Here is a 24,197-nt window from a genome sequence, read left to right as displayed (position 1 = left end):
GTGCCGTCACGACGGAGTCCATGTTTGAGGGGGCAATGAGGGCCATTCGAAGGTAGCGTGGAGCACGGCGTTTGAATGCTCTCCCAACGAAGCCTTACGATACTTTGATTTGCGGAAGCTAACTGAGTATATTTCACGCAGGGAGACGGCCTTGCCGATCGAAAAGGGATTGGTCGTGCCGTGGATCCGGTAGAGCGTGTCGCGCCCGCCCTTGAAGAGGTAGAGCGCCCGCGCGCCGAGCGGGTTGTCGAGCCCGCCCTCCATGCCGTTTCGCACGGGTTCGTAGAGCTCGGGATCGCGGCGCAGCATGTTCGGCGTAGGGGTCCAGCGGGGCCATTCGCGCTTGAACGGGATCACCGCCTCCCCTGAGAAGCCCCGGCCCTGCTCGCCAACGGCGACGCCGTAGCGCAACGCCCGGTGGTCCTCGAGCACGAGGTACAGGAACCGTGCATAGGGATCGACGACGATGGTGCCTGGCGCCTCGTCGGTCCAGTAGTCCACTTCCTGGCGCCGGTTGCGCGCGCTCAGCGCGGCCTCGGGGACGGCCGGAATGGTCCGGCCGGCATCCTCGACCGGGCCATAGACCGGGTCTGGAGGCGCGGGGACGGGTTCAGGGTCGGGCGTGGTGGCGGCACAGGACGTGAGCAGGACAAGGCCGGCGGAGGCGGCAAGGTTGGGCAGGCTGGATTTCATGGGGTCTCCCGGGACAGCTCATTCATGCGGTTGGCCAGTGCGGCGCGGGAGATTTCCCCGATGTGCACCGCGACGAGGCTGCCGTCGGCGGCGAAGAACAGGGTGCTGGGCAGCCCAAGGAGACCGAAGGCCTCCATCAGGCGCTGTTCAGCGTCGAGAACCACCCGCTCGCCGCTCAGGTTCTGACTGTCGAGGTAGCGCAGCACGGTCTCGCGCGGCTCGCCCTGGTTGGCAAAGCGCACCACCACGTCGTCGCGGGCGCGTGCCAGATCCATCATCATCGGCATCTCGCGCCGGCACGGCGGGCACCAGCTGACCCAGAGGTTGATAATCGCCGGGCGTCCCTCGGCGTCGGAGAGCGGCACCGGCGCGCTATCGAGCGCCGGAAGGGCGATCCGTGGCAACTGCCCGCGCGCCTCAACCGGCAGGGCCAGGCCTGCGGCGGTATATGCGAGCCCGCTGGCGATCACGGCGAGTGCCAGGGGACGCAGCACCTCGGGTCCGCGCAACATGGCGGCTAGGGCGGCAAGAGCCAGCCCCGCCGCGCCGGCGAAGGGTGCGAAACCGCCCTGCCAGACCGCCAGCGCGCTGACGGGATCGGCGGCAAAGGAGTCAAGATTGGCAAGCATGAAACCCGCCCGCGCCGCCACGATCCAGCTGGCAGCGACGACCAGGGACCAACGGTGGACTACGCCTGCGCGTGTCGGCCAGATCCAAGTCGCCAACTCGATCGCCAAGAAAAAGGCCGCAATAGCGATCACCACGTGCAGGCGCTCGTGCGAGAATACGAGAGGTCCGAGGGAAACCGCGTTCATTGCACCGCCCGCGCCGAGGCCACAACATCCTCGGGAACCGGCTCACCGACCAGCCGCGTGTCCGGCGTCTCGCGGCCGTTGGCGTCGAAAAAGATCATCGTCGGCGGCCCGACGGAGCGCAGCTGCTCGAGCAGCGCCTGGCTTTCGGCGTCGAATTCCGTGAGGTCGGCGGCAATGACCTGCATGTCGGACAGGGCCGCCTGAACCCCGGCGTCCGGCCAGACGCGGCGCTCGATGGTGCGGCAGCTGACACACCATTCGGCGGTGAAATAGATCATCGCCGGCTGCCGCGTCTCGGCGAGGGACGTTTCCAGTTCGGGAACCGAACGAACTGTGGTAAAGGTGATGGCCTTGGCGGATGTCGGGGTGTCCGCCGGCCCGCGCAGCCCCGCCAGCGGGCGCAACGGATCATCCCCGCCACTGGCCGCACCAAGCCCGAGGAGAGCGGCGGCAAGGAGTGCCATCACGCCGGTCGCCTTGCGCAGACGCGCGGTCGGTGTGGCGGCGGCGGCAAGCCGGTCGAGACCGCCCAGAAAGACGCCGGCCACGACGGCAACGCCTGCCCAGAGTGCCAGCCCCGCCGCGGGTGGAACGACCCGCCCGGCGAGCTAGGCTGCCATGCCGAGAAAGACGAAACCGAAGACCCGGTTCACCGCCTGCATCCAGTGCCCCGTTCGCGGCAGGGCACGTGTTCCGAAGGCCCCGAGCAGCAGCAGCGGCACGCCTTCGCCGAGGCCGAGTGAAAAGAGGGCCGCGGCGCCCAGTGCGGTGTCGCCGGTCTGCGCGATATACAGCAGCGCGCCGGCCAGCGGCGCCGTGACGCAGGGCCCCATGATCAGCGCGGAGGTGAAACCAAGAGCGGCAGCGCCACCGAATGTGCCGCGCCGCCCGGCACCCGCCGCCGATATCCGGTCGTTCCAGGCTCGCGGGAGGCGCAGCTCGAAAAGGCCGAACATTGCGAGCGCCAGCCCCGCGAAGACGACGGCCACGCCGCCGACCGCCCAGGGCGATTGCAGCACGATCTGGAGGTTCTGCCCCGACCAAGCGGCGGCGACCCCCAGCAGGGCGAATGCCGAGGACATGGCAAGCACGTAGATGGCGCTGAGCATCAGCCCCCGCCGCACCGTCAATGCCGTGCCCTGACCGGCCATCAATCCGCCCAAAATGGGGATCATCGGTAGGACACATGGGGTGAAGGCCAGCAACAGTCCGAAACCGAAGAAGCCCAGAAGCACCAGTGCCGTTCCGCCTCGGTTCATCAGGTCGGCAACCAGTCCCTGGTCCTTGGCGAGCGCCAGGCCGGAGGCCGGGGAGGACGTGACAGGCGCCGCGCTCCCGAGTGCCTTCTCATCCGGCGCAGTCGCGACCGGGACGGCGGGCAGAGTGTCGGTGACGGGAGGATAGCAGATCCCGTCTTCCTGACAGCCCTGATAGGTGACATTCAGCTCACCGGACACGGGCGGGAGCCGAACCTCCGCCCGGTCGTAATAGACCTCGACCGCCCCGAAGGTCGGATCCTGCTTCTGCACGCCGGGCGCGCTGTCGAGCGCGATCGGCTCGCCTCGGGACGTCTCGACGGCAAGGTAGTCCCGGTATAGGTAATACCCCTCTGCGATCTCCCAGCGAAGCACCCGACCGCCGTCTGGCAAGTCGTCGACGGAAAGGGCAAAGGCGTCTCGCGGCGCAAGGGGCTGGCCAGATCCGGGTGGGCTGTCTTGGGCCGCGGCCGGGGCGGCCAAACCGGCTATCAGCGCAATGCCCTGCAACATGGCAAGCAAGGACCGGATCGGGCGGAGGGATGTGAGTATGGTGCCTGTCATGCGGCGTGAGTCGGCCGCAAACCTTAACACTGCCTTAATGTTCGCGGCCGATCGAGCGTGCGGATGGAAGGAGCTTTCTATGCGGATACTGGTGGTAGAAGACGATGCGTCGCTGGCCGACGGGCTTTGCAACGGCCTGCGCCTCCACGGTTTCACACCCGAACTGGTGGGCACATGTGCGGATGCGGTCGAGGCCTGGATGCAGGGCGGCTTTTCCGCGGCGGTGCTCGACGTAATGTTGCCCGATGGGTCCGGCGCGGACCTCCTGGCCGACATGCGCGCCAAGGATGATCGCCTCCCGGTCCTGTTGCTGACGGCACTGGATCAGGTTGGCGACCGGATCGCCGGCCTGGACGCAGGCGCCGACGACTATCTTGCGAAACCATTCGACCTCTGGGAACTCGGGGCACGGCTGCGGGCCATCACCCGGCGCGCGCAGGGCCAGGCCAGTGCCACGATCACCTGGAACGGGCTCGAGTTCGATCCAGCCCGCATGGCCGGACGCATCCGGGATGAAGACGTGCACTTTTCCCGCCGGGAGTTCGCACTCATGCAGGCCCTCCTGGAACGGCCCGGCGCCATCGTCACCAAGGACCGCCTGGAGGAGCGGCTCTATGGCTGGCAGGACGGTGTGGAGAGCAACACTGTCGAGGTCCATGTTCACAAGCTGCGAGCCAAGCTCGGGGCCGACTTCATCGAAACGGTGCGCGGCGTCGGCTACCGGCTTTCGGAGGACGGAACATGAGTTCCATTCGCGCCCGGCTCTTTTTCATCCTGCTTATCGCAACCGGGACGATCTGGCTCTCTGCCGTCTGGTGGATCCAGCATTCGACCCGAACGGAGGTCGAGGACGTCCTGGATGCCCGGCTGGCGGAAGCGGCCCAGATGGTGTCGTCGCTACTGTCAGGTGGCAGGGTCGAAGTCGCAGGCGCGGCCGAGGCGCTGGCCGCCGTGACTGGTCGTCCCGGTCCCGAGTATTCGCGGCAATTGTCCTGCCAGATCTGATCGCTCGACGGCGCCATGGTCGGGGCCTCGGGAAGCGCCCCGGAAGGGCGCCTGACGGAGGCGGAGACCGGCTATTCGGAAAATGTCGTCGATGGGGAACGGTGGCGTGTGTATACCGAGGTGAACGAGGATCTGGGCGTTCGCGTGATGGTTGGCGACCGGCTTACCGTGCGCGAGCGCCTGGTGACAGACGTGACGCGCGGCCTGCTGATCCCCGCGCTCGCGATCCTGCCGGTTCTTGCTGGGTTGATCTGGCTCAGCGTGGGTCAGGGCCTTGCCCCCCTCTACAGAATGGCGAATGCTCTCGCTGCGCGTTCGGCCGACAACCTTGAACCGATCCGGGCCGGCCCGCTCCCCGCCGAGCTGCGCCCGATGGGGGCCGCTCTCGACGCGCTTTTTGCGAGGGTCGCCGCCGCGCGCGATCGCGAGCGTAACTTCTCGGCCAATGCCGCGCATGAGCTGAAGACGCCCCTGTCCGGCATCAAGACGCAGGCACAGGTTGCCGCAATGGCACAGGACGAAGACTCCCGGCGTCACGCCCTCGCACAGATCGAGCGAGGCGTTGCCCGCACCGATCGCATGGTGCGTCAGCTTTTGGAGCTGGCCTCGGTGGACGGCGCGGCGAGTGCAGGCGGCGGGGTCACTGACCTCGGGAAAGTCCTGGCCAGTGTTGCGTCGTCACTTGAAAGGTCGGCCGAGGCGAACGGCGTCGAGTTGCGCTGCCGTTTCCCCAAGGGGGCGCCCATGGTCCAAGGCGATGCCGTGATGGCGACAGTTGCGGTTCGCAACGTGGTTGAAAATGCCATCGGGGCAAGCTCGGCGGGCGATGTAGTCGACATTCGCGTCGAGGAGGTGGCGGACGCCCTCCAGGTCCAGATCCTCGATGAAGGGCCCGGGATCGTCGAGGCCGATCGCTCCCGCATCACCGAACGATTTTTCCGGGGCAACAATGCCCCAGAGGGAGGCAGCGGGTTGGGGTTATCGATCACGATGGCCGCCATGCAACAAATCGGCGGCACGATAGAGTTTCGGCGGAGAGACACACGCGGCGAGCAAGTGACACTGACGTTCAAAAAGAAAGTCATCTGAAAACTGACGCAGTCAAACGCACTCATCCGATGAGGACCAACTAAACGTGACGGCGGGATCTTGGAACTCGCGCGTGCGGGCAAAACCAGCAGGGATTTTTGAATTCAGGAACCTGAATTTGTTTGGTGCGTTCTTCGTCAAGCAAGACGACAAGGAGACCTGCCGATGACACTCCGTTTCGAACAGATTCTCGCCGATGGCGTTGCGCAATGTTCCTACTTGGTCGGTGACGACGACGCGGGCGTGGCCGCTGTCATCGACCCGAGGCCGGACGTCGACGTCTATCTCGACCTCGCCCGGCACTACGGCCTTGCAATCACGCATGTGTTTGAGACTCACATCCACGCCGACTTCATGAGCGGCGCACGCGAGCTGGTCGCGCGGCTGGGCGACCAAGCCCGCCTCTGTGTAAGCGTAGAGGACGGGGCGCAATACGATTTCGAATATGAGGCGATCCGCGGCGGCGACAGTTTCACCTTCGGCGACGCTCGGATGGTCGTTCGGCATACGCCCGGGCATACCCCCGAACACGTCGCGTTCCTTCTCCACGAGGGCGACACGGAAGACCCTTGGGGGGTTCTGACCGGCGACAGTTTCTTCGTGGATTCAGTGGGGCGCCCCGACCTTCTCGGCGACGACCAGACTGAGGAGCTGACCGAAAAGCTTTTCCGCACAACGCAGGATTTCTACATGGGCCTTCCCGACGGGGTGATCATCTACCCTTGCCACGGAGCCGGTTCTGAATGCGGCCCCGACATTGGAGACCGCATGTCCAGCACTATCGGTTATGAACGTCGGCACAACAAGTATGTGCAGATAACCGAACTCGACGCCTTCAAGGCGGCAATGACCGAGGACGCGCCGCCGGTTCCGACGCACTACCCCCGGCTCAAGAAGGTCAATGCCGGCGGCCCGCCGGTTATGGCGAACCTTCCCCGTGTTCCGCCGCTTACCCCTGGGCTCTTCGCGGAGGCGACCGGAAATAATGCCCAAGTGCTCGATGTCCGCGACATGCAAGCCTTCGGCGGCGGGCATATTCCCGGCTCCATCAATATTGGTGCCCAGCCGGAACTGTCGGTGTGGGCGGGTTGGCTGCTCGACCCCGAGAAGCCCCTCTACCTGGTCCTCGAAGACGATTCCCGGCTGGACGAAGTCCTGACATTGCTCTGGCGTGTCGGCTTTACCGATTTCGGCGGATACCTGGCCCGCGGCATCGGCGCGTGGCGCGAGACTGGGCTCGAGCTGCGCCGCATTCCGCAGATGACGGTTCACGAGTTGGCCGAGGCGGACGTCTTGCCGCTTGATGTCCGTAAGGACGAGGAGTGGCAAGCAGGGCACGTTCCGGAAGCCAAACATATTTTCCTGGGCGAGCTTCCGGAATCTCTCGGAGAGTTGGATCGTAGTGCAGAGATCGCGACTTATTGTGCGAGTGGCTTCCGCGCCAGCATCGCCTCAAGCATCCTTGCCGCCAATGGCTTTGAAAAGGTTTGGAATGTGCCCGGCAGCTGGAAGGCATGGACGGGCGCCGGGCTGAAGGTTGCAGCGCACGCGTAGCAGCATGGCGCAAGGCGCGCCGGAACTTCACTCGAAACTATGAAAGGACAGCAACAATGCGTAGTGCAGAATTCTTCGCAGTAGTGATTGGTCTCGGCATGTCCGCCGCCGCACTTCCCGCGGTCGCCGCCTCGGGGGCTCAGGCAGCCTTCGACCGGCTGGATCTGAACGGTGACGACGTCATCCAATGGCCGGAAGCCTACCAAGTCCGTGTCGATCAGTTCACCAAGATGGATGCGAACCAGGACGGCGTCCTCACCATAGACGAATTCAAGGGTCCTGCTCGGCCGCTTTCGGTCTTCGATGCCGATGAGGATCAGGAATTGCAGCTGTCCGAGTTCCTCGAAGGGCATCACGGCATGTTCGAGAAATTCGACGAGGATGTCAGCGGCTCCCTGACATTCGAGGAATTCGAAGCGGCGCGAAGTGCTGCTCGTGGAGGTTAAGCCTGTGTTAAGGCAGGCATGACACTCGGAAGGCGCCGCCCATGCCGCGCGGCGCTGACAGAGGAAAGGGATCAATGAGTATAACCACGACGCGTCGCGGCGTTCTAAGGCTCGGCATCACCGCCGCCGCAAGCCTTGCGACTCCCGCTCTTCTACGCGCGCAGGAGAAAACGCAAGTCGCCGATCTGATGACACCGCGTATTGTCGGGTTGAACAAGTCGCTCCCGCCCGGCGAGGTGCATGTCTCTCCCGGTCTTTTCCGTCTCTTCTGGACTCTGCCCGACGGGCTGGCTTGGATGTATCCGGTCCGAATCGGGCGCGGCGATCTCTATGAAGCCGGCGAATTCTACATCGGTGCAAAGAAGGTCTGGCCTTCCTGGACGCCCACGCCAGGCATGATTGAACGCGAGCCAGAGAAATATGCGCAATACGCCGATGAGGGCATGCCCGGAGGTCCCGGCAATCCTCTCGGAGCACGGGCGCTCTATCTTTTTACCGAAGAACGTGGCGACACCTTCCTTCGCATTCACGGCACAGACGACCCCGGAACCATAGGGCGCGCGGTGTCTAACGGCTGCGCGGGCCTCGTGAACAATCATATGATCGACCTCTATGAGAAAGTGCCGATGAACGCTCGCGTGGTGCTCTATCCAAAGCGCCCCAGCGAGTCACTCTCCCGCCAGAGCTGACTGTTTTCCCGACATCGCGGCCCCCTCTGGCTGCCATGTCGCGGGCGGAGGATGTCAGGACTTTTGCCTGGAGGAAGTCGCCTGCAGACTTTCACACCCCAGGCAGCGACCAGCTTCATGCTGGGATCGGCTTCCAACCAGAAATTGAAGAGATCGGGGGAACGGCAGGTCAGAGGGACTTGCTAACAATTCGGACCTCGTGGACCTCCGCAGTTCAGGTCCCACCGAGCTATTAACGGAAGACGAGGTGAGGGTGTCAGAATGTGCGGGGCGACACGCACAGATCCTCGCTTTCTCGCTTCGTCGCTTGTGGTTTGTGCCAACCAAAGGGAATTGCCCTAATCTTTGCGGATCGGATATGCTGTAATGAACATGATAAAGAGTGAATCCTCAGAACTCGACGCTCCAGAAAGCCTTCAGCAATACCTCGCGGCGATCGTCGAGGGGTCGGATGACGCCATCATCACGAAGGGGCTCGACAGTATCATTCGGAGCTGGAACCCGGGTGCGGAACGACTGTTCGGCTACTCGGCCGAGGAGGCCATCGGACGGTCGATCACACTGATCTTCCCTGATGATCGTATGGACGAAGAAGCCGATTTCATCGCGCGGTTGAGCCGCGGAGAGCGGATCTCCAACCTGGAGACGACCCGGAAGCGCAAGGACGGAAGTCTTGTGCCGATCTCGCTCACCGTTTCACCGGTGCGCAATGTAAACGGGAAAATCATCGGCGCGTCGAAGATCGCACGGGATATCACGCTGCAACGCCAGGCTGCAGAGCGGCAGCAGCTCCTTCTCTCCGAAATGCGCCATCGGGTCGGAAATTCCTTCGCGGTGGCAGGCGGTCTCCTATCCATCGCCGCGCGGCAGGCGGAGAGCGTGCAGGAGCTTGTCACTGTAATGCGCCAACGCCTCCTCGCGTTGGCCTCGGTCCATGCGCGCGCCGTTGACGATCCCGCCGGAGCAAGGCCGGAGGGCACTGCTCTGGACCAACTCATCAACTCGATCCTGGAACCCTTCAGCGGGGGCGCGTCCGTGACACTGGATGTGCCCCCGCTCAACGTCTGCCCGGCCGCCATCACGCCCCTGTCGCTGGTCATTTTTGAGCTGGCGACCAATGCCGTCAAATACGGCGGTCTCTCCGAAGCAGGAGATGGCATCGCGATCCAGGCGCATGAGCATGACGATCGGCTGATCGTTCAGTGGACGGAAGACTGCGCCACCAAGCCCGCGTCTGGCGAACCCGGTTACGTGGGTTTTGGGACACACATGTGCCAGAGCACGGTTGGCTCTTCGCTCGCAGGGAAATTCTCCAGGGACTTCAGCCCGAACGGCATGACAGCGACGCTGGACCTCGACCTGAGAGCCGTGACGGGCTTGCAGGCGTAGGAGCCCCATCTGGCCTCGATGGAGAAGTGCGCCGAAGTATCATGAGGCTGTAGGGGCTTGGTGACGCGCGTCCCAACTCGATGAAACGAAACGGGGCCAGGTCAATGGCTTGCACTGGCTTTTGAGACTTTCGAACCTTTCAAACGTCGGTCTTTGCAGAAAGAAGATGTTTGAAATATCAAAGATAATCGTTTAAGTGTCGCTTATCACATTTCAGGTAGGCACAATGATCACAGGCCCACAGATGCGTGCGGCGCGCGCCCTTCTTAGCATTGACCAGAAGACGCTGGCCCAACTGGCGGGACTCTCCGTCCCGACGATCCAGCGCATGGAAGCCGGCAGCGGCAATGTGCGCGGCGTCGTGGACAGCCTGACCAAGGTCGTCGCGGCACTCGAGCGCGCCGGCATCGAGCTGATCGGAGAAGGCTCCGTCAGCACGGCAAGCGGGCGCGGTGTGCGTTTGAAAGCCCCTCCACCAGAACACTGATCCCTCCCCGCGCGACGGCGACCGCCGACACCAAGCCGACGATCCCGCCGCTTCCTTCCCAAAGGTGCGGCCACACATGAAAAACACGACAACCGGGCAGAGCGACGCCCCCAGGTTCTCCGAACTGTTCACCCCCAAGCTCGTCACCGTCCTGCGCGAAGGCTATGGCCCGGTGCAGTTGCAGGCCGATGCGATTGCCGGACTGACCGTGGCCATCGTTGCGCTGCCGCTCTCGATGGCCATCGCCATAGCCTCAGGCGCGACGCCGGCACAGGGGCTCTACACGGCCATCGTCGGCGGCTTCCTCGTCTCGCTTCTGGGTGGATCGCGGTTCCAGATCGGCGGCCCGGCCGGAGCCTTCATCGTGCTGGTTGCCGCGACCGTGGCCCAGCATGGGATGGAGGGGCTGATCCTCGCCACCTTCCTCTCGGGGCTGATGATGGCCGCCGCGGGATTCCTGAGGCTTGGTGCCTTCATCAAGTTCATCCCCTATCCGGTCACGGTCGGGTTCACCGCTGGAATCGCGGTGATCATCTTCGCCAGTCAGGTCAGGGAGTTGTTCGGCCTGGCGCTGGAGAATGAACCAGGCGAACTCCTGGAAAAGGTCCCGGCTCTCTGGGCCGCACGGTCGAGCCTGACGCCAGCCGCGCTCGGCGTTTCCGCTGCAACGATCGCCGTGATCCTCGGTTTGCGACGCTGGCGCCCGCACTGGCCGGGAATGCTGATCGCCGTCGGGTTTGCCGCTACTGCGACCGCCATGCTCTCGTTGCCGGTGCAGACCATCGGCACAAGATTCGGCGGCATCCCGTCGACGCTTCCTGCGCCCAGCCTGCCTTCGCTCTCGATGGAGACCATCCTCGCGGTCCTGCCGGCCGCAATCTCCTTCACCTTGCTGGGTGCCATCGAGTCGTTGCTGTCTGCCGTCGTCGCGGACGGCATGACCGGCCGCCGCCACCGGTCGAATTGCGAACTCGTGGCGCAGGGTGCGGCTAACATCGGATCGTCCCTCTTTGGCGGGTTCTGCGTGACCGGCACGATCGCGCGAACCGCGACAAATGTCCGGGCCAGTGCGCATGGTCCGGTAGCCGGTATGCTGCACGCCGCGTTTTTGCTCTTGTTCATGTTGGTCGCTGCCCCGCTCGCCTCGTTCATTCCACTTGCCGCGCTCGCCGGCGTGCTGGTTGTCGTTGCCTGGAACATGGTCGAGTAATCGGCCATCGCGATCCTCGTCCGCTCGGGCTGGGGGGAGGCGACGGTGCTGGGCGTCACATTCCTGCTGACCATCTTCCGCGATTTGACCGAGGCCATCGTGGTCGGCTTCGCACTGGGTTCGGTTCTCGTCATCCATCGCATGAGCCGGACAACAGATGTTAAGGCAGACAGCGCTTTCGTCGGTCGCGACGAGGCCGACACCGCCCACCCGCGCGGCGCGTATGACGAAAATGAGGCCCAGAACCCCGACGTCGTCATCTACCGGATCGTCGGTGCGCTGTTCTTCGGCGCGACCGCCTCCATCGGCTCCGTGCTCGATCGCATCCAGGACACCCACAAGGCGCTGATCGTCGATTTCTCGTCCGTGCCTTTCCTCGATTCGACCGGCGCCAACATGATCGAGGGGCTGGCCCACAAGGCGCGGAAGCGGGGTGTTGCCATCTGGCTCACGGGGGCAAGCCGGGAGATCCAGCGCGTCTTCGCCACGCACGGCTTGAAGTCCCCGGTGGTCCACTACGCCACTACAGTCGACGAGGCCATTGCGGAGATGTGCGATGCCGCCACAAACGAGCGGGAGGCCACTTGATGCCCGGAACCAGCAGGGCAGCGCGGCGCCGGAACGGTCGGGCGGAGGCCCGGCGACGCTATGTTCTGGAGGCTCTGGAGCGCCCGCGAACCCAGGCGGAATTGCGCGATGCGCTCGGGATGAGCAACAGCGGGATCCTCCATCTTCTGCGGCGGATGGAGCGCGACGGACTTGTGCAGCCCGCCGAGCGGGTCGCTTGGACACGCATCTGGGAGCGCACGGTCACGTCGACGACGGATGCACGCCGATGAGGCCAGAAGTTGAGATTTCCCTGGCTGAGAACATTGGTTTGCTCAGCAACATCCGACATTACGCCCTCGGAGGAGGGATACAGTCATCCCGCAGGTCAGGGCTCGCGCGCGCTTCGATATGGGTATGGCCGCATCGAGCAGAGGAGCGGTCATTCGAGACGCCTCGTTTGAATGACTGCCAAGGGCCGCCATTGAAGGCGGCCCCGGGTCTTAGATTTCTACGCTTTCAGAGATTGCCAGAGCGTCCTCGAGCTCAACCCCGAGATATCGGACGGTGCTGTCCATCTTGGTGTGACCGAGCAGGAGCTGCACGGCACGCAGGTTCCCGGTCTTCTTGTAGATTTGTGCAACCTTGGTCCGGCGCATCGAGTGCGTGCCGTAGGACGTGGCATCCAACCCAATGAAACTCACCCATTCCCGCACGAGCCGGGCGTACTGCCGCGTCGATATGTGCAGGCGCTCATGAAACCGGCCGGGCCAAAGAAATTCTGAGCCAACCATCAGCGGTTCATCCATCCATCGCGCAAGCGACTTGCTTGTGCCCTCCGTAATCTCGAAACGCACTGGCCCCTGTGTCTTGCTTTGGATGACCGAAGCTCGCTCCTTGACTTGGCCGGAGGCGTAGACGTCGGCCACCTTGAGCTTTACCAGATCACACCCTCGCAGTTTACTGTCGATGGCGAGGTTGAAGAGAGCCAGGTCCCGGTGGTTCTCGGCAATCTCAAGACGAACGCGAATGGCCCAGACGTGCTTGGGCATCAATGGTCGCTTCTGGCCGATAACACGGCCTTTGTTCCAAGCGGGCCGGCAGGCTCGAATGGCAGGTAAGTTCGCAATTGTCATGGCGGTTACTCCGATCCGCCACTCCCTGCCTCAACGCCAACCCGACGTTGGCAATAGAGCATATCACCGAAAGGTGCGCCCGAAGAGAAGGTCTGGTAGGAGCCCATTGTGCTGGTTGCCGCGGATGAAACGAACGGGACAAGCCTGGCAATCTGCTAAGCCTTTTGCCGCGCGTTGGAGGGATCCCAGACCGGAGAACCAAGCAACTTCAACGCCCGGCGTTCCCCCAGGATGACAACCTCCAGCCCGTCGCTCACTTCCGGGTCAACATAGGCAAACCCCAGGCTCTTTCCTGTCGCATGGCCGTAGCCGCCCGAAGTGCAGACGCCAACGACCTTGTCGCCCTGCATGACCGCCTCGCCCCCATGGATGTCACAATCAGTGGCGGCGACCTCGCCATAGACAAGTTTAGTGGCGATGCCTTGCTGGCGCACATTCTCGGTCCCGGCACGGCCCCGGAAGTCGCCCTTGTCGGGGGCATAGAAGCGTGCGCTATTGGCCTCGATCAGCGTGATCTCGTTGGTCAGTTCCGCATTCATGCCGTGATAGGCCTTTTCCATCCGCAGGCTGTTCACCGCATGCACGCCGAAATCTGCGATGCCGTGGGCGGTGCCTTCGGCCCAGATCGCATCATATAGCTTGGCCAATTCCGCCATCGGCGCATGCAACTCCCATCCCAACTCGCCGACGTAATTCACGCGCAGCGCCCGCAGCGGAACTCCGGCAATGGTGATCTCCTGCCCGGACAGCCAGCGAAAGGACGGGGTGCTAAGATCGGCATCGGTAAGGGGTTGCAGGACGTCGCGCGCCTTGGGGCCGGCCACAACAAGCATGCCGTAATCGTAGGTGACGTTGGTCACCGTTACACCATCGCCTGCCTCGCTGAGGCAATCCAGCGCCTGAAGCTCTGCCCCTGCCCCGGTCAACACGTAGAACCGGTCGTCGGCCAACCTTGTGATGGTCCATTCACCGATGATCCTGCCATTTTCGGACAGAACATGGGTTAGGCAGATGCCGCCCTTGTTCTTGGGTAGCCGGTTGGCGGTCAGCCGGTCCAGGAGCGCCCCGGCATCCGGCCCGGTGACGTCGAATTTGGCAAAGCTCGACAGGTCGCAGATGCCCACCCTCTCGCGCACCGCGCGGCATTCTTCGGCCACGATGTCGAAGGTGTTGTTGCGGCGGAATTGCAGGTCTTCGACGAAACCTTCGGGGGCGAAATACATGGGTCGTTCCCAGCCGAAGACCTGGGTATAGGCCGCGCCCTTTGCTTTCAATGGCTCATGGAGCGGGGTAGTGAGCACCTCGCGCCCGGCGGCGGATTCACGCCCTGGCAAGGGGGTCACGAACATCTCGTGATAATCCTCGAAAGACTTGGCACGGGTGTAGTTTTGATCGGCGAAGCCGCCAAAGCGGCGCGGATCGCAGCAGGCCATGTTGATCTCGCTGTCGCCATAGACCATCCATTGCGCCAGGTATTTGCCGACGCCCCCGCCCTGCGCGATGCCGATGGAGGCGCCGCAGCATTGCCAGAAATTGCGCAGCCCAGGCGCGGGTCCGGCCAGCGGGTTGCCGTCGGGCGTATGCGGGATGGCCCCGTTGATGACGCGCTTGATGCCCGCATCGGCGAAAATCGGCATCCGCTCGAACGCCTGTTCCAGCCAGGGCGCGATGCGGTCGATATCACCTTCGAAAAGCTCGTTCTCGCTGTCCCATTCCGGAAAGCCGCCGCGCGCTTCCCAGGCTTCCTGCGCGCCGTAATGCTCGTAAATGCCGACAAGGCCCGCTTTCTGCTCCTGCCGGTAATACCCGGCGGTGGCCGGGTCGCGCATCACCGGCAACTCGCCGTCCCAGTCCTTGAACGCGTCCAGCGCCTCAGTGACGAGATAGTGATGCTCCATGTTGGTGATCGGCGTGTCCAGCCCGACCCAGAGCCCGACCTCGCGCGCATAGCAGCCGCCGGCATTGACCACGTGTTCGCAGGTGATGTTGCCCTGTTCGGTCACCACCTCCCATTCGCCCGAGGGCAGCCGGTTGATATCCGTCACCCGGTTGCGCCGGATGATCGTGGCGCCCTTCTGGCGGGCGCCGACGGCCATGGCGTTGCAGGCGCTCGACGGGTCCACATGGCCGTCCATGGTGGTCCAGGCCCCGGCCAGGACGCCATCGGTCTGCAGCCAGGGGTTCAGCTCCTTGATGCGGTCGGGGCCGATCACCTCCATGTGAAAGCCCACATTGGGCGCAAAGCCCGCAACGTAGTTGAACCAGTCCACCTCTTCCTGCGTCGTGGCCAGCCGGATACCGCCACAGCCGTGCCATCCGGCGGGCTGGCCGGTGATCTCTTCCAGCCGGGGGTAGAGCGTGTTGGAATAATGGTGGATCTTGGCCATGTTGTAATTGCCGATGAAGCTTGGGCATTGTCCCGCTGCGTGCCAGGTTGACCCGCTGGTCAGCTCGCCCTTCTCGATCAGCACCACGTCGCTCCAGCCCTCTTCGGCCAGGTGATAGGCCAGGCCCACCCCCATCATGCCGCCGCCGACGATGACCGCTTTCGCATGAGATTGCATGTCCAATACCTTTCTTGTCGGAGTTACCAAATGCCGTTGCTGGCACCCATCCGGGCCCTTGGCAGAACGATGTTGAAATTGTCGCGCAGGCGGCGGTCCACCTCCTCGGGGATATGGCCGGGATAGTGGTCCGCAAGGATCGTGCGAACCGTGTCACGGGCCACGTCGCGCGCGTCACGGGCGCCTGCATCCTCCCAATCGCTGATGCTGCGGCGGCAGGCGATCTGGGGATAGAGGTAATCGGTCTTCATCCGAGCAAAGGTCTGCGGGTGGCCCAGGTAATGGCCTTCGCCCATCACCACGTCGCGGATGACATCGAAATTCGCGGTGTCCTCGTTCACCTCGACCCCCTTGACCGTGCGCAGGATCGCCCCCAGCAGGTCATTGTCCAGAACGTAGCTTTCGAAACCGGTGCCCATCAGGCTGCCATGCATGCCGGCGCTTTCGTGGATCATCGACGCCCCGGCATGGGCGGCCAGCGAGATGGTATATCCCTTCTCGCCGCCCGCCTGCATGTCGGGCAGCTTGCTGTCGGTCATGCCCGCGGGGACCGAATTGGGCAGGTCATAGAAGCCGGCCATCTGCGCGCAGGCGGCAGAGAGCAGCGCCTGCTCGCCCGAGCCGCCCGACATGGCCCCGGTGCGCAGGTCGCTGACGAAGGGCCAGGTGGCGAAGATCGCCCGGCATTGCGGGTCGATGAGGTTGCACAGGATCAGCCCGGCCAGCACCTCGGCACAGGCTTGCGCCACGGCCCCGGCCAGGGCGGCGGGGGCGGTCGCCCCGGCCTGGCCCGCGGCCACCAGCAGGATCGGCATCCCCGCCTCGACCGCCGCCTCCAGCGCGTCGCAGCTCTCGGTGGCAAAACGCATCGGCGGCACCACGTGACAGCAGACCGCCGTGCAGAAGGGGCGCTGCCGGAACCTGCCTTCGCCGCCGGCCACCGCATCCAGCATCGGGATTACCGCGCGCACGCTGGCGCTGTCGGTATAGCTGACCGCGATGGACTTGGAGGTGCCGGAGAGGCAGGCATAGGTGGTGTTGATATCCAGGTCGAGCACGGTTTCGGTGTCGCGGGCCACGACCGAGCGGTGATACCAGTGGATATTGTCCATCCGGTCCACCAGCCGGGCGATGTCGTAAAGGTCGGCCACAGTGCTTTCCCGGTATTTGCCACTATGGAAATCCATGATCGTGGGGGCCGCGCCTCCGGTGCCCGTATGCACGCGCCGGCCGCCGATCTCGATGTCATGCGCCGGGTCGATGCCGTGCAGGGTGAATTTGCGCCTTGTGCGGCCGATCACGTCCTCGACCATGGCTCGTGGAAAACGCAGCCGGCCGGTATCATCCACCTCGCAGCCCGCCGCGACCGCGCGCGCTTCCAGGCTGGGCGTGATCTGCGACAGGCCAAGATCGGCCAGCAGCCGCAGCACCAATTCATGGATGCGTTCCATCTCCGCCTGGCTGAGCGGCTGATACCGCCCGCCGATCATGCCCGGCCTGATGGGCGGCGCGGCCGGCGGGAGGGTCGATTTGTTGCGACTCCGGCGGTTCGGCTTTCGAATGGCGGTGGCTGGCATGAGCGGCCTCGTGGCGTTTCCCGACGCCCACTAAGCGGCGAATCCGCACACCGCTCAAACGATCATTTTGCATGGATCGCATGCTGTCAGGTCATGCGACGCCCGATGCCTCGGCCTCGCATTCCTCCAATATCCATTGCACGAACTCTGATACGACCGGTTTGGACATCGCGTCGGCGGATGTGCCGATGTAATAGCTGAAGCAGGTCTCGAGCGGGTTCTCGAACAGGCAGACCAATTGCCCGTCCGCCAGCATGGCATCGGTAATATAGCTCCACCCCAGGGCCACGCCCCGCCCGGCCGCGGCCCCTTGCAGAACCATCGGATAGCTGTTCAGGCGGATGCCCCTGCGCACCGGCTGCCCGGTCACACCCTTCTGTGCCAGCCAAACCTGCCAGTCGACAGTCCCCCAGATCGTGCCGCCGCCTTCCAGATGCAAAAGCGCCTGATCCAGCAAATCACTGGGTCGACGCAACTCCGGGTGGTCGCGCAGATAACCAGGACTGCATACCGGATAGACCCGCTCGCCAAACAGGTGCCGGGCCTGGACCCCGTCCCACGTGCCATCGCCGTAAAGCACGGCGACATCGGCATCACCCTTGCTTAGATCAATCTTCTGATCGGTTGCCAGAACCCGGAGGTCAACGCCCGGGCATCGCTCCGAAAAGCGCTCCAGCCGGGGCATCAGCCAATAGTAGGAAAAGGCCACTGAGGCCGCTACGGTGATCTGCGGCGTTCCGGCGTCTGTGCGCAGATCGGCGACGCATCCGGCGATCTCATCCAGACCGCGGGCAACCGCTTCGAACAGTTGTCGCCCTTCTGGTGTCAGTTCGATGGCCCTGTGCTTGCGCAGAAAGAGCGGGCGGCCCAGATCTGCTTCCAGAGACTTGATCTGTCGGCTCACGGCGCTTTGCGTCAGGCACAACTCGTCGGCGGCGGCAGTGAAACTCAGCCGTCGGGACACCGCCTCAAATGTGTGAAGCTGCGACAAAGCTGGCAGCGAATATTTCCTCAACCCAAATCCCTTCAATACAAAGGCACAGTCGATTTTCCTGTTGTCCAAAAAGCCTAAGACCGAAAAGGCGGCTACGTCCAGATTTGGCAGACTTGAACGCTGCAGGTTGAGGACTGAAGTAAGCTCATTCGAACTCGCCCTCGACGTTGGCTGCCGAAGCGGTAGCCCGAGCTACGGCAGTCAATGCCCGCTCAGTCCCGCTCTGTTGACCTCTGAAGTCCCAGAGTTTGCGCTTGCAGCGAATGGCTGGTCTGACGGGCCGCAGCGCGGCATCAAGTGGTTCCGGCGAGAGGCCGCAAAGGGCCGTCCGCCGCCGTTCTCAACGTTTTGCGATTTACTCAATCTCGGAGAATATGCACGGATCTCTTCCGAAAGCGAAAACATAAACGTGGATTTGGCCATGGCCGCCGGCCGACGGGCAATGGCCGCGACGTGTAAAAATCCCGCGTCTCTACAACGCCTCGTGCTGCACATCCGCGTGAACACCGCTTTGCTCCCTGACGAAGCAACCTTCCCCATCAAGTAAGGATGGCATTCACTGTAATCCCGACCTCCTCCTCGACGCTCAAGGTCGGTTTGGTCGCGCATGGCTTGCTCGATCACGAACTGTCACACCAAAGAACTTGCCCATCGCCGCAGGGGTGTGGGCGCTCCTCTCGCCAGACCTCGCGAAAAAAATCAGCCGAATTTTCCGATAATTTCTTCCAGCTGAATTCAACGATCCAACCTCTTCTTTATGAGCCAAACGAAGAGGACCACTCGATGACCATCTCACTGCAAAAGACTTCGCCGCCACGGCCCGCCTGTCCGCCCTGCCGCGTGCAGGCCCGGTACCGCGGGCACCGCTCCTCGTTGCCCCCGAGTACGCCAGCCTCGGGGACTTCATCGGCGAGTTCGGAGGTATCGTCAACCGCCCCGACCTCGGATTTGCACCTGAAACAGTCATGAAAGTCGTATTAAAGACAGGCGTTCTCGAGCCGGAAAACTTCTTCATCGACGAGATGTCCGGCGCGGAGGGCGCCGTTTTCAAAGAGATCACGGCCGTTCAGTTCGGTGGCCCGAATCAGCACCGGATCGCCCGGCAATCGAAGATGGTCGAAGAGGGACAAACGTATCAGATCCACCTGGTTCAGTTCGCCGATGCCATCCTCTATGTGCATCCGGACTGGCTGCACGGCGCATGGAGGTCTCAGGCCAGTCATGCATCGTCCCGCCCCCTCATGATGATACTGGAGGGCGCGCATTCAACCGAGGAGGCCGCGCGCTGCCTGAATAAGACATAGCGGTACATAAAAATATTCCGTTCTGCCCTTCCGGCGGCGATCCGCTCTACCCTGAGCAAGGGTCTCGAGTTTCGGCGCCCCGGAGACTTCCTTACCAGCGGCGGGGTCAATCCCGCATTCTTACGGTAGTCGTCCGTCCCACCCGGGCGGGAGCTCGGCGTTCTTGCCCGTCGGCCATACGGTGTTGCCAGCAGGTTGCACCGAAGAAACCGGTTTCCCCGGCTCTGAGCGACAGCCCCCGCCCGATCAAACTGGTGTCACGCCGGTAATTCATTTCCATGACCCGCATGACACCAAAGTCGCCCTGTGTGCCTCCTGACCTGCCGGATTTCATTTCCGCGTCAATCGCTCTGAACCAAGCAACGCCGAGACATGCGCGCCCGCGAGCCCTGGACCCAAGTCCAGGCGCCCCGCTGACGTTGCGGCACTTTCTGGTTTTCGATTTCGGGAAACACGAAACAGGCCAACATCCCGTGCATCACCGCCCAGGAAAGGACCTCGACATGCTGATATGCCCTCCGGTCAACACGCGCGACCGGCTTGAATCGAAACTGCAGAAGGCCGCCGCCCCCATTTACCGGGAGTACGACGGGATGCAGGTCCGCGAAGCCCGAAAGCGACTTGCGCCGTTTCACTACTGCGTGCCGTGTCTCGGACACGTCGCGTTCTACAAGAACATGCGCGTGCGCAAGTTGAGGCTCGTTTCAAACGTAAAGCCCCGGCCAAGGACCAGTCCGCCGGCTTTCACATGCGATCTCGACGTCCTCGGATCACGCTCGGTCCGAGGTAAACTTGGCCCGCTGATCGAGCATATTTCGGAAGCCGAGGCGGAAGCCCGCGCGGCTTGCGGCAATTGTGAACTCGCGCGCCTCTCCGATAGCGCTCTGGAGCATCTGTGGGAGTCGCTGGACAACGTCTGCCGGTATATCACCCGCGAGGAAGTGATGTCGCTGCTGCTTCTGCGCGCCGTGGCCGCTCTCGAGTTGCAAGCCCGTGACGAGGAAAGCGCGCATGCCCGCCTGAAACGACTGGCGGCGTATGAAGCCTTCGCAGAGGACAACGACGCGGCCATGCGCGCCGAACGGGAGCAGGCAAAGAAGTGGTTCGATAATCGCAGTGTGCACGGATATACCGTTCACATGTCTTACCAGTACGCATTCCTCGGCCACGAAGACCAGGTCGTCCTCGCATATCGCGACCGTGTGTTCTGAGTGACGGCGTTTAGTCGCTTGAACCGATGCTGCCCCTGCCCTGCGAAACGTGCGCTTGGCCAGCGGATTGGGTTCGATGCCGATGGTGGCTTTGTCTGCGCCAGGGATGGCACTGCCGGATAAACACCAATCTACACCTTCTGGCCGGACCCAACGACGCCGGCGCGTCGATCCTCCATGAGACCGGCGCCCCACCCAGCGTCGCAGTTTTTCCCCCAACGCAGCAATGCGTCCCTGGCACCTATCCGGATGATCCCAAGATCCGCGACCGCACGTCCAACGGGTCGCCACTGCCTTGCTGAGAACAGCGGCGACCCGTCGTTGCCTCAACCGCGCTTTCGTCGCCTTGGCGCCGAAGCCGGGGAGGTTTCTCCCCGAACAAGCATCTCCAAGGCGGCGTGGTATTTCTCCACGCTCGCGACCTCCGCGAACTCACTTCGGTAGTTCTCCTGCATCCATTCGACGGAATGTCCCAGCAGTCTCTGGACGGCCCAGGCAGCATCGGGGCGGTGGCGGCGCAGCAAGTCGGTGACGGCCGTGCGGATGAGATGCCCGGATATCCCGAACGCCTCGCGAAGCAGCTTGGACGCGTGATACGTGTCGAAGCCTTCCGCCTGCAGGCTCAGGAGATTGCACCCATCGAGCTCGGCAATGCGTGTCTCGATGCACCAGGCCGGTCGGCCCTCGAGCACATGGGCATCGATGAGCAAACCGGTCAGCCCCCAGAGCGGACCGTTCTCCTTCCAGCGAGCCGTCTTCGATTGCCGGAACGCCGGTTCCCAGGTTCCGTCCGCCCGGCGAACGATGTCGCGTCCGATCCGAAACTCGGACAGGTCTCCCTGCCGGTCTACACCGTTGACAAGCAGCGCGAAGACGACCGCCTTGCGCCGCAGGCGGGCCGCCCTGTCCGAATGCCCGGGCAGATCGCGCGCCTCCTCGCTTGCCGCGACGGCCGCAAGAAGGACGCCATCGAGCCCGTGCTTTTCGCGGAACTCCCGCATCCTGGCCCGTTTCATCGGCGTCTCCTCGGCCGCCTCCGCGCGGCAGGCCGCGAGTATCTCTCCGAAGGAGGCTTCACCGTCCGGCGCGTAGAGTTCGGCACGGGCGGCAAGGCACATCACGCGCTCAAAATAATCGGCGATTGTCCCGAACCGGATGGGCTCCCCGCTCCGCGGGTTTACACGCTCGACGAGGAAGCCGAGAAACGCCTCCGCGAGTTCCGGCGTGAACCCGTCTCCGAACTCGCTGCCTTCGGCGATCGCGTTCTCCCGCGCAAGCGCCAGGAGCCCGACCGCCTGGACCACCGAGCCCCTGCTCTTCGATCCGAGAGGACGATACCGCCGTCCGTCACGCCGAGCACGCCGGGCGAGACACGGCAAGGCGGCACGCCAGGCCTCGGGCCATTCCTCGGGCCTCAAGGCTTCGCGACGCGAACGGCGCGGACGCGGGGCGCGGGTGTTGTACCGCCCGTTGAGCCAGGCGTCCCAGTCGCGCTTGACCGGCACGGCCGCCGCGGTCGGCACATCCGGCGCGAACCGCGACAGCGCCGCCAAGAGTGTGCGGAACGCCGTCCGGCTCTGCGTCGAGGCGGCAAAGTCCTCCGCCTGTGCGAACTCCGGAGCGCGACCCTCCGCCGCCAGGCGGGAAAAGAAGCGCTCCAGCGCCGCGGGCATGCCCCGCGGCGCAAGGTCTTTGACGAGCGCGGCCTGGCGCAGACGATCGGCCACGTCGCACGGGACATTGGGCATTGTTGCCACCAGAGCCTCGGCCCGGACGGCACGGCTTTGGGGTTTCGGGGGCATCACGCGTTCCCCCGCAGGCCCAGGGTTGGATGCAGGTCTTCCAGCACCTGTGCGAAGAGCTCGGCGGCCGCCCGTCCCTCACCGCGGGCATAGAAGTGCTCGACGGTCTTCAACTCGTCGCAGAGCAGTGCTGCCACGACATGATAGTCGCCGGGATGCACCGCGAGATAGAGCGTCGCCGCGACGTGGCGCATCGTGTGCGGCGTAAGGCCGGTAAGCCCCAGACGCGACATGCCACGGTTCCAGCACTTGTTGAATGTCGAGCGCGTGAGATAGCCCCCCCGAGTTCCGGGAAAGAGCGCGTCGGTGTCGCGACAGCCGGTCTTCTTGTGCCGCGCGATCCACCGCGATCGCCCCTCTTCCTGCCAAGCTTCGAAAACTGCCCACAGCCAGTCCGGCACCGGGCCTTCGATTGCGCGGCGGTTCTTCACTTTGCTTCGATCGATCTCGATCCACGCCTTCGCGCCCGCGCGGCGCGGTGCGACGAGATCAGTACCCTGCCCGCCCGCGTCGAACTCGTTGACGTTGCGCGTCCGAAGCGGCCGCGCCAGCTGCACGGCCATCGCGGCGGCCGCGATCGACAGGTGGAGTGTTTCGGCTTTTTGAGCGTCACTCAACCGCTCCCAGCGATCGAAACCCCGCCGGGCTTCCCGCAGGAGCGTCTCCGGACCGGTGACAATCGCTCGCACGATCGCCGGGTCGCGATCGACAAGACGGATGAACTCTTCGCGCGTCGCGGACATCTCTCCATCGCGATCCGAGACATAGTCCGGATCGTCGGCGATATCTTCGAGCGCGAAGACCAAGTCTTCCGGCATTCCGTTGCGCCGGGCAAGCGACAAGAGAGCCGACAAGTAGCTCTTCACCGAACTCGTCTGTGTCGTATCGCGGAGCTCCTCGTCGGACTGGCCGCGGGCAATGTAGCGCTTGACCGCCGCCTCGACGCGATCTTCCGTGACGAGGTCATCGAGCGTTTTGACATCGTAGACGTTACCGCGATCTTCTTCGGCATGGCGTGCAAGCCAGGACAGCGAGCGGACATAGTTCTTCCGTGTCGCGTCCGGATTGAAGACGCGCCGACGGCGCAGGCGTTTGTTCTGGCGCCGTGCGGCAATCCGGGCGGCGCGAGAGCTTTTCTTGTTTGCCTCGACCTGCACCGCCTGGTCCAGGGCGGTGTCACGAGCGTCGAGGAACTCCTGCGAGAAGCGCGACCAGTCGAGCGGCGCATCGCGCCGCGTGGGCAACTCCCCCACTTGCCGATCGGGCAGCAGGTCCGCGATGGGCGCGTGGCGGTTCTGCTCGCGGATCAGGCGATTGAAGAAACGCACAGCATTCCGATAACTCTCCGTCTTGTCCGCGGGGAGCTTCCTCAGTGCCTCGATTGCACCTTCGGTATCCACCGTTTGCGGACGCATGTGCCCGAGGCGCGCGCGCAGATTTGCGATCGACAGGCCGGACATGTTCGGCAGAATCCTCTGGCCCGTCTCATCGACGCAGTTTTCAACGTCGGACACATAATCCGCGATCCGGTCCCATGCTTGCTTGGCGTCCCGGTTAGTTGCCGGACCCGATCCGACATGCTTGCGCGCGCGTCGGATCGCCGCAGGGATCTTGCCGCCCCAGGTCTCGAACGCGCGCTCGGCAGCTTCCGGAGTCTTTGCGCGGAATTCGCCGGCCCAGACGATTTTCGAGAGCTCCTGCTCCCAGGCCCGCTCGTCGGCCGCGAGCTGCCACAGCTTCTTGTTCGTCAACCGCTCCGCGCGCCGGAACGCGGCGCGATACGCGTCCCGCGAGGTTTCCGAATAGAGATCCGGAAGGAGTTGATAAACATGTTGGAGAGTTTCGATTTGCATCGATTTTCCTTTC

The 24,197-nt window shown here is 63.7% G+C and carries 22 protein-coding genes and 1 pseudogene; 13 read left to right on the top strand and 10 right to left on the bottom strand.

The features are described from left to right. Window positions 1-6: 6 nt before the first annotated feature. Genes RIdsm_RS26985 through dsbD form a run of 4 tightly spaced genes read right to left on the bottom strand, consistent with a single transcriptional unit; the run spans window position 7 to window position 3,328 of the window. A complete protein-coding gene (locus RIdsm_RS26985; protein WP_057817012.1) occupies window positions 7-693 on the bottom strand; it encodes a L,D-transpeptidase in 687 nt (228 codons plus the stop codon). After that, complete coding sequence (locus RIdsm_RS26980) at window positions 690-1,508, bottom strand: TlpA disulfide reductase family protein (protein ID WP_057817010.1); 819 nt, start codon at window positions 1,506-1,508, stop codon at window positions 690-692. The genes RIdsm_RS26985 and RIdsm_RS26980 overlap by 4 nt, the downstream gene beginning before the upstream one ends. After that, entirely contained in the window at window positions 1,505-2,056 is a 552-nt protein-coding gene (locus RIdsm_RS30635) for a thioredoxin family protein (protein WP_236553271.1), read from the bottom strand. Before RIdsm_RS30635 ends, RIdsm_RS26980 begins: the two co-directional genes overlap by 4 nt. 60 nt (window positions 2,057-2,116) lie before the next feature. Then, window positions 2,117-3,328 (bottom strand): protein-disulfide reductase DsbD, encoded by a 1,212-nt coding sequence (gene dsbD / locus RIdsm_RS26975; protein ID WP_236553270.1) that lies wholly within the window; start codon window positions 3,326-3,328, stop codon window positions 2,117-2,119. A gap of 79 nt (window positions 3,329-3,407) precedes the next feature. On the opposite strand from dsbD, the gene RIdsm_RS26970 reads away from it, so the two are divergent. The 10 genes and pseudogenes from RIdsm_RS26970 (at window position 3,408) to RIdsm_RS26930 (ending at window position 12,036) form a co-directional block, all read left to right on the top strand. After that, window positions 3,408-4,073: a winged helix-turn-helix domain-containing protein gene (locus RIdsm_RS26970; protein WP_057817008.1), complete on the top strand. Its 666-nt coding sequence runs from the start codon at window positions 3,408-3,410 to the stop codon at window positions 4,071-4,073. Next, window positions 4,070-4,333: a hypothetical protein gene (locus tag RIdsm_RS30630; protein ID WP_057817006.1), complete on the top strand. Its 264-nt coding sequence runs from the start codon at window positions 4,070-4,072 to the stop codon at window positions 4,331-4,333. Before RIdsm_RS26970 ends, RIdsm_RS30630 begins: the two co-directional genes overlap by 4 nt. A 15-nt stretch (window positions 4,334-4,348) precedes the next feature. Then, window positions 4,349-5,422: an ATP-binding protein gene (locus tag RIdsm_RS26965; protein WP_057817004.1), complete on the top strand. Its 1,074-nt coding sequence runs from the start codon at window positions 4,349-4,351 to the stop codon at window positions 5,420-5,422. Window positions 5,423-5,587: 165 nt separating this feature from the next. Further along, complete coding sequence (locus tag RIdsm_RS26960) at window positions 5,588-6,976, top strand: MBL fold metallo-hydrolase (protein ID WP_057817003.1); 1,389 nt, start codon at window positions 5,588-5,590, stop codon at window positions 6,974-6,976. A 56-nt stretch (window positions 6,977-7,032) separates the two neighbouring features. Then, window positions 7,033-7,422: an EF-hand domain-containing protein gene (locus RIdsm_RS26955; RefSeq protein WP_160325860.1), complete on the top strand. Its 390-nt coding sequence runs from the start codon at window positions 7,033-7,035 to the stop codon at window positions 7,420-7,422. Window positions 7,423-7,496: 74 nt separating this feature from the next. Further along, complete coding sequence (locus RIdsm_RS26950; protein WP_082647418.1) at window positions 7,497-8,111, top strand: L,D-transpeptidase; 615 nt, start codon at window positions 7,497-7,499, stop codon at window positions 8,109-8,111. A 366-nt stretch (window positions 8,112-8,477) separates the two neighbouring features. Further along, window positions 8,478-9,500, top strand: coding sequence for a sensor histidine kinase (locus tag RIdsm_RS26945; protein WP_057817001.1), 1,023 nt, complete (start codon window positions 8,478-8,480; stop codon window positions 9,498-9,500). A gap of 226 nt (window positions 9,501-9,726) precedes the next feature. Next, window positions 9,727-9,987: a helix-turn-helix domain-containing protein gene (locus RIdsm_RS26940; protein WP_057817279.1), complete on the top strand. Its 261-nt coding sequence runs from the start codon at window positions 9,727-9,729 to the stop codon at window positions 9,985-9,987. A 76-nt stretch (window positions 9,988-10,063) separates the two neighbouring features. Further along, a pseudogene (locus RIdsm_RS26935) lies at window positions 10,064-11,785 on the top strand (SulP family inorganic anion transporter). Further along, on the top strand, window positions 11,785-12,036 hold the full coding sequence (locus RIdsm_RS26930) for a winged helix-turn-helix transcriptional regulator (RefSeq protein WP_057817000.1): 252 nt from the start codon (window positions 11,785-11,787) through the stop codon (window positions 12,034-12,036). Before RIdsm_RS26935 ends, RIdsm_RS26930 begins: the two are co-directional and overlap by 1 nt. Window positions 12,037-12,246: 210 nt before the next feature. On the opposite strand, the gene RIdsm_RS26925 is transcribed toward RIdsm_RS26930, so the two are convergent. The 4 genes from RIdsm_RS26925 to RIdsm_RS26910 form a co-directional block, all read right to left on the bottom strand. After that, complete coding sequence (locus RIdsm_RS26925; RefSeq protein WP_057816999.1) at window positions 12,247-12,879, bottom strand: tyrosine-type recombinase/integrase; 633 nt, start codon at window positions 12,877-12,879, stop codon at window positions 12,247-12,249. Between the two features lie 155 nt (window positions 12,880-13,034). After that, on the bottom strand, window positions 13,035-15,443 hold the full coding sequence (locus RIdsm_RS26920) for an FAD-dependent oxidoreductase (RefSeq protein WP_057816998.1): 2,409 nt from the start codon (window positions 15,441-15,443) through the stop codon (window positions 13,035-13,037). Between the two features lie 23 nt (window positions 15,444-15,466). Continuing rightward, window positions 15,467-17,020: a trimethylamine methyltransferase family protein gene (locus tag RIdsm_RS26915; protein ID WP_057816997.1), complete on the bottom strand. Its 1,554-nt coding sequence runs from the start codon at window positions 17,018-17,020 to the stop codon at window positions 15,467-15,469. Between the two features lie 91 nt (window positions 17,021-17,111). Next, entirely contained in the window at window positions 17,112-18,035 is a 924-nt protein-coding gene (locus RIdsm_RS26910) for a LysR substrate-binding domain-containing protein (RefSeq protein WP_074940523.1), read from the bottom strand. 205 nt (window positions 18,036-18,240) lie between these two features. On the opposite strand from RIdsm_RS26910, the gene RIdsm_RS30430 reads away from it, so the two are divergent. The 3 genes from RIdsm_RS30430 (at window position 18,241) to RIdsm_RS26900 (ending at window position 20,529) form a co-directional block, all read left to right on the top strand. Beyond that, the gene (locus RIdsm_RS30430; protein ID WP_160325859.1) at window positions 18,241-18,561 is read left to right on the top strand and encodes a hypothetical protein; all 321 of its coding nucleotides are present in this window, start codon (window positions 18,241-18,243) and stop codon (window positions 18,559-18,561) included. A gap of 418 nt (window positions 18,562-18,979) precedes the next feature. Continuing rightward, window positions 18,980-19,318 carry a hypothetical protein gene (locus RIdsm_RS26905; protein ID WP_057816995.1) on the top strand — a complete coding sequence of 113 codons (339 nt, stop codon included), beginning with the start codon at window positions 18,980-18,982 and terminating at the stop codon, window positions 19,316-19,318. A 278-nt stretch (window positions 19,319-19,596) separates the two neighbouring features. Beyond that, on the top strand, window positions 19,597-20,529 hold the full coding sequence (locus RIdsm_RS26900) for a hypothetical protein (RefSeq protein ID WP_143100516.1): 933 nt from the start codon (window positions 19,597-19,599) through the stop codon (window positions 20,527-20,529). A gap of 326 nt (window positions 20,530-20,855) precedes the next feature. On the opposite strand, the gene RIdsm_RS26895 is transcribed toward RIdsm_RS26900, so the two are convergent. Further along, window positions 20,856-22,277, bottom strand: coding sequence for a hypothetical protein (locus RIdsm_RS26895; RefSeq protein ID WP_143100517.1), 1,422 nt, complete (start codon window positions 22,275-22,277; stop codon window positions 20,856-20,858). Window positions 22,278-22,330: 53 nt separating this feature from the next. Further along, complete coding sequence (locus RIdsm_RS26890) at window positions 22,331-24,184, bottom strand: tyrosine-type recombinase/integrase (protein WP_057816992.1); 1,854 nt, start codon at window positions 24,182-24,184, stop codon at window positions 22,331-22,333. Between the last annotated feature and the right edge of the window lie 13 nt (window positions 24,185-24,197).

It is taken from the genome of Roseovarius indicus (genome assembly GCF_008728195.1).
Lineage (GTDB): Bacteria > Pseudomonadota > Alphaproteobacteria > Rhodobacterales > Rhodobacteraceae > Roseovarius > Roseovarius indicus.
The sequence above is the reverse complement of the archived record's forward strand: the minus strand, read 5'-3'. Positions and strand labels throughout refer to the sequence as shown.

What these genes read in the sequence shown, in the direction of transcription:
- RIdsm_RS26985 (WP_057817012.1), bottom strand. Translation starts at nt 693, where the DNA reads ATGAAATCCAGCCTGCCCAACCTTGCCGCCTCCGCCGGCCTTGTCCTG.
- RIdsm_RS26920 (WP_057816998.1), bottom strand. Translation starts at nt 15,443, where the DNA reads ATGCAATCTCATGCGAAAGCGGTCATCGTCGGCGGCGGCATGATGGGG.
- RIdsm_RS26930 (WP_057817000.1), top strand. Translation starts at nt 11,785, where the DNA reads ATGCCCGGAACCAGCAGGGCAGCGCGGCGCCGGAACGGTCGGGCGGAG.
- RIdsm_RS26895 (WP_143100517.1), bottom strand. Translation starts at nt 22,277, where the DNA reads ATGCCCAATGTCCCGTGCGACGTGGCCGATCGTCTGCGCCAGGCCGCG.
- RIdsm_RS26890 (WP_057816992.1), bottom strand. Translation starts at nt 24,184, where the DNA reads ATGCAAATCGAAACTCTCCAACATGTTTATCAACTCCTTCCGGATCTC.
- RIdsm_RS30630 (WP_057817006.1), top strand. Translation starts at nt 4,070, where the DNA reads ATGAGTTCCATTCGCGCCCGGCTCTTTTTCATCCTGCTTATCGCAACC.
- RIdsm_RS26980 (WP_057817010.1), bottom strand. Translation starts at nt 1,508, where the DNA reads ATGAACGCGGTTTCCCTCGGACCTCTCGTATTCTCGCACGAGCGCCTG.
- RIdsm_RS26940 (WP_057817279.1), top strand. Translation starts at nt 9,727, where the DNA reads ATGATCACAGGCCCACAGATGCGTGCGGCGCGCGCCCTTCTTAGCATT.
- dsbD (WP_236553270.1), bottom strand. Translation starts at nt 3,328, where the DNA reads ATGACAGGCACCATACTCACATCCCTCCGCCCGATCCGGTCCTTGCTT.
- RIdsm_RS26900 (WP_143100516.1), top strand. Translation starts at nt 19,597, where the DNA reads ATGACCCGCATGACACCAAAGTCGCCCTGTGTGCCTCCTGACCTGCCG.
- RIdsm_RS26955 (WP_160325860.1), top strand. Translation starts at nt 7,033, where the DNA reads ATGCGTAGTGCAGAATTCTTCGCAGTAGTGATTGGTCTCGGCATGTCC.
- RIdsm_RS26960 (WP_057817003.1), top strand. Translation starts at nt 5,588, where the DNA reads ATGACACTCCGTTTCGAACAGATTCTCGCCGATGGCGTTGCGCAATGT.
- RIdsm_RS26965 (WP_057817004.1), top strand. Translation starts at nt 4,349, where the DNA reads ATGGTCGGGGCCTCGGGAAGCGCCCCGGAAGGGCGCCTGACGGAGGCG.
- RIdsm_RS26905 (WP_057816995.1), top strand. Translation starts at nt 18,980, where the DNA reads ATGAAAGTCGTATTAAAGACAGGCGTTCTCGAGCCGGAAAACTTCTTC.
- RIdsm_RS26925 (WP_057816999.1), bottom strand. Translation starts at nt 12,879, where the DNA reads ATGACAATTGCGAACTTACCTGCCATTCGAGCCTGCCGGCCCGCTTGG.
- RIdsm_RS26915 (WP_057816997.1), bottom strand. Translation starts at nt 17,020, where the DNA reads ATGCCAGCCACCGCCATTCGAAAGCCGAACCGCCGGAGTCGCAACAAA.
- RIdsm_RS26950 (WP_082647418.1), top strand. Translation starts at nt 7,497, where the DNA reads ATGAGTATAACCACGACGCGTCGCGGCGTTCTAAGGCTCGGCATCACC.
- RIdsm_RS26945 (WP_057817001.1), top strand. Translation starts at nt 8,478, where the DNA reads ATGAACATGATAAAGAGTGAATCCTCAGAACTCGACGCTCCAGAAAGC.
- RIdsm_RS26970 (WP_057817008.1), top strand. Translation starts at nt 3,408, where the DNA reads ATGCGGATACTGGTGGTAGAAGACGATGCGTCGCTGGCCGACGGGCTT.